We start from the raw sequence: 10,202 nt of genomic DNA, 5'->3' as shown, positions 1-10,202 counted from the left end.
ATGCCACCAGCATCGAGGGCGCGTCGGACACCGCCTATGCGGTGCCGGACCTGACCGCGACGGTGCACAATGCCAAGGAGGGCGTGCCGGTGCTGTGGTGGCGCTCGGTCGGGCACACCCACACCGCCCATGCGGTCGAGACCGTGGTGGACGAGCTGGCCCATGCCGCCGGCAAGGACCCGGTCGCCTTCCGCGCCGCGCTGCTGAAGGACCAGCCGCGCCATGCCGGCGTGCTGGCGCTGGTTGCGGAGAAGGCGGGCTGGGGCCAGCCGATGCCGGCCGGCTCCGGCCGCGGTGTCGCCGTGCATCAGTCCTTCGGCAGCTATGTCGCCACCGTGGCCGAGGTCTCGATCAAGGACGGCGCGCTGAAGGTGGACCGGGTGGTGGCGGCCGTGGATTGCGGCATCGCCGTCAACCCGGACGTGATCCGCGCCCAGGTCGAGGGATCGGTCGGCTTCGCCCTCTCCGTTGTCCTGCGCAACAAGATCACGCTGAAGGACGGCGAGGTGGAGCAGGCCAATTTCGACACCTACGAGCCGACCCGGATGTCGGAGATGCCGAAGGTCGAGGTGCATATCGTGCCGTCGGCCGAGGCGCCGACCGGCATCGGCGAGCCGGGCGTGCCCGGCCTGGCGCCGGCGATCGGCAACGCGGTCTTCGCCGCGACCGGCCAGCGCCTGCGCTCGCTGCCGCTCGACCTGTCGAAGCTGACCAGCACCTGATCGGTCCGGTCCGGAAGGATCCCGAGGCCTGCGCCCATCCGGCGCGGGCCTTTTCCGTCCGCGGCAATTCGCACCTGACCCGCGCGGTGAAAAGGTCTAAAACCGCGCCGCGCGGCAACGGCCCACCCCCGGGCCGGAGAGTGCCGCGCCGGATCCGCGTGATGGGCTACGTCGTCAAAGAGATCTTCAAGACCCTGCAGGGCGAGGGCCGCCATGCCGGGCGCGCCTCGGTGTTCTGCCGCTTCGTCGGCTGCAACCTGTGGACCGGCCGCGAGCAGGATCGGGCCGAGGCGGTGTGCCGCTTCTGCGACACCGACTTCCTGGGCACCGACGGACCGGGCGGCGGCCGCTTCGACAGCGCCGAAGCCCTCGCCGATGCGATCGAGGCCTGCTGGGACGGTGCGGCGGCGGACCGTTTCGTCGTCTTCACCGGCGGCGAGCCGCTGCTGCAGCTGGACCGCGCTTTGCTGGACGCCATTCATGCCCGCGGCTTCACCGCCGCGGTCGAGACCAACGGCACGATCCAGCCGCCGCCGGAGCTGGACTGGGTCTGCGTCAGCCCCAAGGCCGGCGCGCCCCTGACCGCGCGAAGCGGCGACGAGCTGAAGCTGGTCTATCCCCAGCAGGAGCTGTTGCCCGAGGCGGTGGCGGGCCTCGACTTCACCCATTTCTGGCTGCAGCCGATGGACGGGCCGGACCGCATCGCCAACACCGAGGCCGCGGTCGCCTATTGCCTGTCGCACCCGCAATGGCGGCTGAGCCTGCAGACCCACAAGCTGATCGGCATTCCATGAGGATCACCCAGGCCTTCACCTTCGAGGCGGCGCACCGGCTGCCCAACGTGCCGGCGACCCATCGCTGCCACCGGATGCACGGCCATTCCTATCGCGTCGAGCTGCGGCTGGAGGGGCCGGTCGACCCTGAATCCGGCTTCGTCGTCGATTTCTTCGACGTCGAGGCCGCCTTCGCGCCGATCCTGGCCCGGCTGGACCATTACTGCCTGAACGAGATCGAGGGGCTGGAGAATCCGACGGCCGAGCACATCGCCGTCTGGATCTGGGAGCGGGTGCGGCCCGCCCTGCCGCTGCTGGCCGCCGTGACCGTCTACGAGACCCCGAACTGCTGGGCCGAATACGATGGCCGCTGACCAGGGCGAGAGGGGCGCGACCGAGGGCGCGCTGGTGCTGTTCTCCGGCGGGCAGGATTCGGCGACCTGCCTGGCCTGGGCGCTGCAGCGCTTCGGTCGGGTCGAGACCGTCGGCTTCGACTACGGCCAGCGCCACCGGGTCGAGCTCGACGTCCGGCCGGTCGTGCTGGACGCGATCCGCGGCCGCTTCCCGGGCTGGGCCGGGAAGCTCGGCGACGACCACATGCTCGACCTGTCCGTCCTCGGCCAGGTCAGCGACACGGCGCTGACCCGCGACGTCGAGATCGCGATGCAGGACAACGGCCTGCCCAACACCTTCGTGCCGGGCCGCAACCTGGTGTTCGTCACCTTCGCCGCCGCTTTGGCCTATCGCCGCGGCCTGCGCCACCTGGTCTTGGGCGTGTGCGAGACCGACTATTCCGGCTATCCGGACTGCCGCGACGACACCATGAAGGCGATGCAGCTGGCGCTGAACCTGGGCATGGAGACGCGCTTCGTCCTGCACACGCCGCTGATGTGGATCGACAAGGCCGAGACCTGGCGCCTGGCCGAGAGCCTGGGCGGCGCGGCGCTGGTCGACCTGATCCGCGACGAGACCCACAGCTGCTATCGCGGCGACCGCAGCCAGGCTCATGACTGGGGTCACGGCTGCGGCGAATGCCCCGCCTGCCACCTGCGCGCCGAGGGCTGGCGGCGGTTCCGGGCGGCCAAAGGCTAGGCTCGCTCGACGGCGCGGCCCGATCCCCCTCACCCTCCCGTCGCCAACGCGACGGGCCCCTCCCTCTCCCCGAGGAGAGGGGAACAAGGGCCGCGGTCCTGTCACCTCTCCTTGGGGAGAGGTCGAAATCGCGCAGTGATTTCGGGTGAGGGGGTGGCTCCGGCCCATCCATCTATCCGGGCTTCACCGTCCCGCGCCCCGCCGCCTCGGCCACCAGCCAGTCGCGGAAGGCGGCGCGCAGCGGGTCCGGCCGGTCGGCCAGAGGCTGGGCCAGGAAATAGCCGCGCTGGGTGCGGTAGGGCGCCGGCAGGCAGGCGACGAGCTGCCCCGCCGCCAGCAGGTCGTCGACCAGCGGCCGCCAGCCCAGCGCCACGCCCTGCCCGGCCAAGGCCGCCTGCAGCACCAGCGGGTAGTTGTTGAGGCGCAGCGACCGGCCGCGCGGCGCCCCCTCCACCCCCTGGCCGCGGAACCAGCCGGCCCAGTCGAGCCAGCGCGCCGGGTCCGGGCTGTCGAGATGCAGCAGCGGCTGGCCCAGCAGGTCGGCCGGCGCCGTCAGGCGCGGCAGCCGGGCCAGCATCTCCGGGCTGCAGATCGGCACCACGCTTTCCGGGAACAGCCGGTCGACGGTGCAGCCGGGCCAGCGCCCCGGCCCGAAGGCGACCACGGCGTCGACGGCGCGGTCGCGCGGGTCGATCACATCCTGGCTGGCCAGGATGCGGATCTCGACCCCGCCCAGCGCCGCCCGCAGCCGCTCCAGCCGCGGCAGCAGCCAGTATGTGGCGAAGGCGAAATCGGTGGCGACGGTCAGCCCGCCCGGGTCGCGCGCCTGGCGGATCTCCGCCGCCGTGTCGGCGATGGCGTCGAGCGACCGGGTCACCACCTGCAGCAGCCGCTCGCCCTCGCCGGTCAGCGCCACGCCGCGATGCAGCCGCCGGAACAGGGCCGCGCCCAGCCGCGCCTCCAATGCGGCGATCTGATGGGAGACGGCCGGCTGGGTGGCCCCGAGCTCGCGCGCGGCGGCACTGAAATTCGACAGCCGCCCTGCGGCCTCGAAGGCCAGGAGCGCCGGCATTGGCGGCAGGTCGCGGCGACGGGTTGCCATAAACAGGGATAATACCTGCATGAACGGCCGCGGTCTTCACGATCCTTTCTGTCGCACCCCATCCTGTCGGCTGAACCGGGGCATCGTCTCCGGCATTGCATAGGCATGGAGAGGCGGATCGTGGGGACAGAGGCGCGGCGACCGAACATCCTGATCCTGATGGCGGACCAGCTGACGCCCTTCGCCCTGCCGGCCTACGGCAATGCCGTGGTGCAGGCGCCGGTGATCGCCGGGCTGGCGCGCGACGGGGTGGTGTTCGACGCCGCCTACTGCAACAGCCCGCTCTGCGGCCCGTCCCGTGCCGTGTTCATGTCCGGCCGGCTGCCCTCGGCGATCGGCGCCTATGACAACGCCGCCGAGTTCCCCTCCGACATCCCGACCTTCGCCCATGCGCTGCGGGCGCTGGGCTACCGCACCATCCTGTCCGGCAAGATGCATTTCTGCGGCGCCGACCAGCTGCACGGCTTCGAGGAGCGGCTGACCACCGACATCTACCCGGCGGATTTCGGCTGGACCCCGGATTGGGACCGGCCGAAGGCGCGGCCGAGCTGGTACCACAACATGTCGTCGGTGATCGACGCCGGCCCCTGCATCCGCACCAACCAGCTGGATTTCGACGACGAGGTGGTGTTCGCGGCCGAGCGGCGGCTCTACGACCTGGCCCGGACGGGCGGCGGCCAACCCTTCTGCCTGACCGTGTCGCTGACCCATCCGCACGACCCCTTCGCGGTGCCGGAGCGGTACTGGAAGCTGCATCGCGACGAGGACATCCCGCTGCCCGAGGACGCGCCGGCCGACGACCCGCATTCCCGCCGGCTGCGCGCGGTGTGCGAGCTGGACCGGACGCCGATCACGCCGGAGCAGACCCGCCGCGCCCGCCGCGCCTATTACGGCGCCATCGCCTATGTCGACGAGCAGTTCGGCCGGGTGATGGAGGCGCTGCGCCGCACCGGCCTGGCCGAGGACACGGTCACCATCCTCCTCTCCGACCATGGCGAGTTCCTGGGCGAGCGCGGCCTCTGGTACAAGATGAGCTTCCTGGAGGGCGGCAGCCGCATCCCCCTGATCGTCCACGCCCCCGGTCGTTTCGCGCCGCGCCGGGTGGGCGCCGCCGTCTCCTCCGCCGACCTGCTGCCGACCTTGGTCGACCTGGCGACGCCGGAAGGGGCGCCCGCCCATCCGACACCGCTGGACGGGCGCAGCCTGCTGCCGCATCTGGCCGGCACCGGCGGCCATGACCTGGTGCTGGGCGAATACCTGGCCGAGGGCGCGGTGGCGCCAATGGTGATGATCCGCCGCGACGGCTGGAAATTTATCCACAGCCCGGCCGACCCCGACCAGCTGTTCGACCTGACGGCCGATCCCGGCGAGCGGACCAACCTCGCCGCGGATCCCGCCCAGTCCGCCCGAATTGCCGCCTTCCGGGCGGAGGTGGCGGCGCGCTGGGACCTGCCGCGGCTGCGCGAGCAGGTGCTGGAAAGCCAACGGCGACGGCGCTTCGTCGATGCGGCGCTGCGCCGGGGCACGCTGCATGGCTGGGACTGGCAGCCACGGCAGGACGCCACCCGGCAATACATCCGCAACCACATGGATCTCGACGACCTGGAGGCCGCCGCCCGGTTCCCGCGCGTCACGCGGGGCGACAACCCCCTTGGGGACAACAACAGGGAGACAGCATCATGCGCGGACACATCGCCCTTGCCCTGACCGGGCTGCTGCTGGTGGCCACGCCGGCCGTCGCGGCCGACCCGGACAGCTGCGCCACCGTGCGCATGTCGGATCCGGGCTGGACCGACATCACCTCGACCAACGGGATCATCGGTACGCTGCTGCAGCCGCTGGGCTACACCCAGAAGGTGGAGACCCTGGCCGTGCCGGTCACCTTCGAAAGCCTGAAGAACGGCCAGATCGACGTCTTCCTCGGCAACTGGATGCCGGCGCAGAAGCGCTTCATCGAGCCGCTGACGGCGGAGAAGGCGATCGAGGTGATCCGCCCGAATCTCGACGGCATCCGCTTCACCCTGGCGGTGCCGGCCTATGTCGCCGAGGCCGGGGTGAAGGATTTCGCCGACCTGGCGAAGCATGCCGACCAGTTCGGCCGCAAGATCTACGGCATCGAGCCCGGGGCGCCGGCGAACCAGAACATCCAGAAGATGATCGACGCCAAGGATTTCGGGCTGGACGGCTGGTCCCTGGTCGAATCGAGCGAGCAGGCGATGTTGAGTCAGGTGGACCGCGCCGTGCGGCGGCAGGAATGGGTCGCCTTCCTGGCATGGGAGCCGCACCCGATGAACACCAAGTTCCAGATCGAATATCTCAGCGGCGGCGACGCCTATTTCGGCCCGAATTACGGCGGCGCGACCGTCTATACCGTGACGAAGCGAGACTTGTCGAAGAATTGCCCCAATCTCGCCCGGCTGCTGTCACAGCTGACATTCACGGTCGACATGGAGAACCAGATCATGGGGACGATCCTGGACGAGGGAGCGGATGGCCGCACGGCCGCCGCGAAGTACCTCAAGGCTCACCCCGACCTTCTCGCCGGCTGGCTGGCCGGCGTGACCACCCGCGACGGGCAGGATGGCGCCACCGCCGTCCGCGCCGCACTGAACCGGGGCTGAAGGAGGCCCGCAGCGCATGTTGACCCAGATCCGGGACTGGATCGTCCAGCTGTTCAAGCCGCGCTACCACCCGGAGCGGCACTACATGCGCGGCCGCCCGACCGGCGGCACCTCGCGCTGAATCGCCCGGAGGCGAGAGGCTCGTTCAAAAAGACACGTCATGGCGAGGCGCGCAGCGCCGTGGCCATCCAGGGGCGGCTCGCACCGGCCTCTGGATGGCCACGCCCCTTCGGGCTCGCCATGACGGTTCATGTCAGCGGCGGGCGGTGACCCGCCGCCTATCTCAGCCCTTGATGAAGGCCAGCAGGTCCGGGTTCAGCACGTCGGCATGGGTGGTCAGCATGCCGTGCGGGAAGCCCTTATAGACCTTCAGCGTGCCGTGCTTCAGCAGCTTGGCCGAGAGCGGCGCCGAATCGGCGAACGGCACGATCTGGTCGTCGTCGCCATGCGCCACCAGCACCGGCACCTCGATCGCCTTCAGATCCTCGGTGAAGTCGGTCTCCGAGAACGCCTTGATGCAGTCGTAATGGGCCTTGGCGCCGCCGATCATGCCCTGGCGCCACCAATTGTCGATCACGCCCGGATAGACCTTCGCGCCCGGGCGGTTGAAGCCGTAGAAGGGTCCCTCCGGGATGTCGCGATAGAACTGCGCCCGGTTGGCGGCGAGCGCCTGGCGGAAGCCGTCGAACACCTCGAGCGGCAGGCCGCCGGGGTTCTTCTCCGATTTCACCATGATCGGGGGCACGGCGCTGACCAGCACCGCCTTGGCCACCCGGCCGTGGCCGCCATGCTTGGCGACATAGCGCGCCACCTCGCCGCCGCCGGTCGAATGGCCGATATGGACGGCGCCCTTGAGATCGAGATGCGCCACCAGCTGCGCCACGTCGGACGCATAGGTGTCCATCTCGTTGCCGGTGTCGGTCTGGCTGGACCGGCCATGTCCGCGCCGGTCATGGGCGACCACGCGGAAGCCCTGGCCCAGAAAGTACAGCAGTTGGGCGTCCCAGTCGTCGCTGCTGAGCGGCCAGCCATGGTGGAACACGATCGGCTGGGCGTCGCGCGGGCCCCAATCCTTGAAGAAGATGTTGGTGCCGTCCTTGGTCGTGAACAATCCGCTGCTCATGGTGCTGTCTCCGGATGAAGGTGGGCGTGAGGGCGTGGCGGCAGCTTGCGCCAGGGAAGAATGCGGCAGGGCCGCCGCGGCGGCGAGTCCGACTCCTGCCGCCAGGACCAGCCGGCGCGACATCCCGTCCGTCCCGTGCTCGCTGCGATCCATCTGCGGCTCCATTAGTTATCGCGATATCAATTGTTGCGACACCAATACGGATATCCCAACACCTCACCGGCGTCCAGCTATATCTTAGCGTGATATCATTTTTCGTGATAAATGTGATCGTGCATCAGGAACAGGAGGGTGCCGCATGCCCTTGCCGAAGGACCGCCCGCTCGCGCTCGACGAGCAGATCTGCTTCACGCTGTACCGCACCAACATCGCCATCAACCGCACCTACAAGCCGCTGCTGGATGAGATGGGCATCACCTATCCGCAGTACCTCGTGCTGAACGTGCTGGGCGAGGAGGACGGCCGGACGATCGGCGCCATCGCCGCCCGCCTCGCCCTCGAATCGAGCACGATCACGCCCCTGGTGAAGCGGATGGAGGCGGCCGGGCTGGTCAGCCGCCGGCGCAGCCCGGGCAATGAGCGCGAGGTGCAGGTCCGGCTGACCGGGGCGGGCCGCGACCTCTTCGCCCGCAGCCAGTGCCTGGGCGAGGCGTTGCTGCAGCGGTCCGGCCTGACCCTGCCGCAGCTCGACGCCCTCAACCGCCAGATCCAGGCGCTGACCGCGGCCCTCGACAGCCGGCTCGATCGGCCGGAGTGAGCCCGTGTGGCGGCGGCCGGACCATAGGCCCGCATATCATCGCAGGATGGCAGCCGCCCGCTCGACGCAGTTGCGGCGCGGCGCCGGGTCATGCAGTTTGCGGCCACCCTTCCGCAAGCTGAGTGCGAGCGATGACCGAACCCACCGCCACCTATGACGTGATCGTGATCGGCGCCGGCCCCGGCGGCTATGTCGCCGCCATCCGCGCCGCCCAGCTGGGGCTGAAGACCGCCTGCGTCGAGAAGATGCCGACCCTGGGCGGCACCTGCCTGAACATCGGCTGCATCCCGTCCAAGGCGCTGCTGCACGCGTCGGAGAAGTTCGAGGAGGCCGGGCATGCTCTGGCCGCCTTCGGCGTCAAGGTGGCGGGGGTCGAGCTCGACCTCGGCGGCATGATGGGCCACAAGGACAAGGTGGTGAAGGCCAACGTCGACGGCGTCGACTTCCTGTTCAAGAAGAACAAGATCGACCGGCTGAAGGGCGCCGCCCGCTTCACCGCGAAGGACCGGATCGAGGTCGAGGGCAAGAGCTACGCCGCCAAAAACTTCGTCATCGCCACCGGCTCCGACTCGACCCCGCTGAAGGGCGTCGAGGTCGACGAAAAGCGCATCGTCACCTCGACCGGCGCGCTGTCGCTGCCGGAGGTGCCGAAGCACCTGGTGGTGATCGGCGGCGGCGTCATCGGGCTCGAGCTCGGCTCGGTCTGGTCGCGCCTGGGCGCCAAGGTCACGGTGGTGGAGTTCCTCGACCGCATCCTGCCGACCAATGACGGCGAGGTGTCGAAGCAGATGCAGCGCATCCTGACCAAGCAGGGCATGGCGTTCAAGCTGGGCTCCAAGGTCACCTCCGCGACCACGACCGATAAGGGCGTCACCCTGACGGTCGAGCCGGCCAAGGGCGGCGACGCGGAGACGATCGAGGCCGATTACGTGCTGCTGTCGATCGGCCGCCGGCCCTACACCGAGGGGCTGGGCCTGGACGCCGCCGGCGTCGAGCTGGACGAGCGCGGCCGGGTCAAGACCGACAAGCACTTCCGCACCAATGTTGAGGGCATCTACGCCATCGGCGACGTCATCGCCGGCCCGATGCTGGCGCACAAGGCCGAGGATGAGGGCGTGGCCGTGGCCGAGATTCTGGCAGGCCAGGCGGGTCATGTGAACTACGACGCCATCCCGGGCGTGGTCTATACCTGGCCCGAGGTAGCCTCGGTCGGCCGCAGCGAGGAGGAGCTGAAGCAGGCCGGCGTGGCCTACAAGGCCGGCAAGTTCCCGTTCCTGGCCAATGGCCGGGCCCGCGCAATGAACGCGACCGACGGCTTCGTCAAGATCCTGGCCGACGCCAAGACCGACCGGGTGTTGGGCGTGCACATCATCGGCGCCGAGGCCGGCACCATCATCGCCGAATGCGTGCTGGCGATGGAGTTCGGCGCCTCGGCCGAGGACATCGCCCGCACCTGCCATGCCCACCCGACCCTGAACGAGGTGGTCAAGGAAGCCGCCCTCGCCGTCGACGGGCGCGCAATCCACATCTGACCGGGCTATTTTTGTTCGTCATCCCCGCGAAAGCGGGGATCTCGTCACCGCTTGATCGGCGGGAGATTCCCGCTTTCGCGGGAATGACGATGAACTGGAAGAATGCACCGGGAGCGACGGCGCAAAGCTCCGCTCCCGGTGCATCCTTGACGCCCCGGCCGCGATGGCGTTCCCATCGCCCATGACCCAGCCATCGCCGAACCGCAGCGTCGCCGTGCTCGCCTATGACGGGCTGTGCACCTTCGAGTTCGGGGTGGCCGTGGAGGTGTTCGGCCTGCCGCGGCCGGAATTCGCCGACTGGTACCGCTTCACCGTCTGCGCCGCCGAGGCCGGGCCGCTGCGCGCCACCGGCGGCATCCAGGTCCAGGCCGAGGCCGGGCTGGAGGCGCTGGAGCAGGCCGGCACCATCGTCGTGCCCGGCTGGCGCGGGATCCGCGAGGCTCCGCCCGAGCCGCTGCTGAAGGCCCTGCGCCGGGCCCA

General features: G+C 69.8%; 10 protein-coding genes and 1 pseudogene. 9 read left to right on the top strand and 2 right to left on the bottom strand.

The annotated features are described in order from the left end of the window. The 4 genes from ABDW35_RS23680 to queC form a co-directional block, all read left to right on the top strand. Positions 1 to 722 (top strand): molybdopterin cofactor-binding domain-containing protein (locus ABDW35_RS23680; RefSeq protein ID WP_343716326.1); only part of this gene is annotated, 722 nt, incomplete at its 5' end. 161 nt (positions 723 to 883) lie between these two features. Then, positions 884 to 1,516, top strand: coding sequence for a 7-carboxy-7-deazaguanine synthase (gene queE, locus ABDW35_RS23675; protein WP_343716325.1), 633 nt, complete (start codon positions 884 to 886; stop codon positions 1,514 to 1,516). Continuing rightward, on the top strand, positions 1,513 to 1,869 hold the full coding sequence (gene queD, locus ABDW35_RS23670) for a 6-carboxytetrahydropterin synthase QueD (RefSeq protein ID WP_343716324.1): 357 nt from the start codon (positions 1,513 to 1,515) through the stop codon (positions 1,867 to 1,869). Before queE ends, queD begins: the two co-directional genes overlap by 4 nt. Then, entirely contained in the window at positions 1,859 to 2,587 is a 729-nt protein-coding gene (queC, locus tag ABDW35_RS23665; RefSeq protein ID WP_343716323.1) for a 7-cyano-7-deazaguanine synthase QueC, read from the top strand. Before queD ends, queC begins: the two co-directional genes overlap by 11 nt. A 172-nt stretch (positions 2,588 to 2,759) precedes the next feature. On the opposite strand, the gene ABDW35_RS23660 is transcribed toward queC, so the two are convergent. Continuing rightward, the gene (locus ABDW35_RS23660) at positions 2,760 to 3,659 is read right to left on the bottom strand and encodes a LysR substrate-binding domain-containing protein (protein WP_343716322.1); all 900 of its coding nucleotides are present in this window, start codon (positions 3,657 to 3,659) and stop codon (positions 2,760 to 2,762) included. 150 nt (positions 3,660 to 3,809) lie between these two features. Here ABDW35_RS23660 and betC point away from each other — a divergent pair, with 150 nt between their 5' ends. Together betC and ABDW35_RS23650 are read left to right on the top strand one after the other, a co-directional pair. Then, positions 3,810 to 5,396, top strand: a complete 1,587-nt coding sequence (betC, locus tag ABDW35_RS23655) for a choline-sulfatase (protein ID WP_343716321.1) — start codon at positions 3,810 to 3,812, stop codon at positions 5,394 to 5,396. Next, positions 5,369 to 6,310, top strand: a complete 942-nt coding sequence (locus tag ABDW35_RS23650; RefSeq protein ID WP_343716320.1) for a choline ABC transporter substrate-binding protein — start codon at positions 5,369 to 5,371, stop codon at positions 6,308 to 6,310. Before betC ends, ABDW35_RS23650 begins: the two co-directional genes overlap by 28 nt. A gap of 283 nt (positions 6,311 to 6,593) precedes the next feature. On the opposite strand, the gene ABDW35_RS23645 is transcribed toward ABDW35_RS23650, so the two are convergent. Beyond that, positions 6,594 to 7,433, bottom strand: a complete 840-nt coding sequence (locus ABDW35_RS23645) for an alpha/beta hydrolase (protein ID WP_343716319.1) — start codon at positions 7,431 to 7,433, stop codon at positions 6,594 to 6,596. A 298-nt stretch (positions 7,434 to 7,731) separates the two neighbouring features. On the opposite strand from ABDW35_RS23645, the gene ABDW35_RS23640 reads away from it, so the two are divergent. From ABDW35_RS23640 to ftrA, 3 genes and pseudogenes are all read left to right on the top strand, one after another. Then, positions 7,732 to 8,190: a MarR family transcriptional regulator gene (locus ABDW35_RS23640; protein ID WP_343716318.1), complete on the top strand. Its 459-nt coding sequence runs from the start codon at positions 7,732 to 7,734 to the stop codon at positions 8,188 to 8,190. Positions 8,191 to 8,321: 131 nt separating this feature from the next. Then, entirely contained in the window at positions 8,322 to 9,722 is a 1,401-nt protein-coding gene (lpdA, locus tag ABDW35_RS23635; protein ID WP_343716317.1) for a dihydrolipoyl dehydrogenase, read from the top strand. 181 nt (positions 9,723 to 9,903) lie between these two features. Beyond that, positions 9,904 to 10,202 (top strand): annotated as a pseudogene (gene ftrA, locus ABDW35_RS23630) (transcriptional regulator FtrA); the annotation flags it as partial.

The organism is Inquilinus sp. (assembly GCF_039594555.1).
In the GTDB taxonomy this organism is placed as follows: Bacteria; Pseudomonadota; Alphaproteobacteria; order DSM-16000; family Inquilinaceae; genus Inquilinus.
Note: the sequence above shows the minus strand (reverse complement) of the source record. Positions and strands in the feature narration are given on the sequence as shown.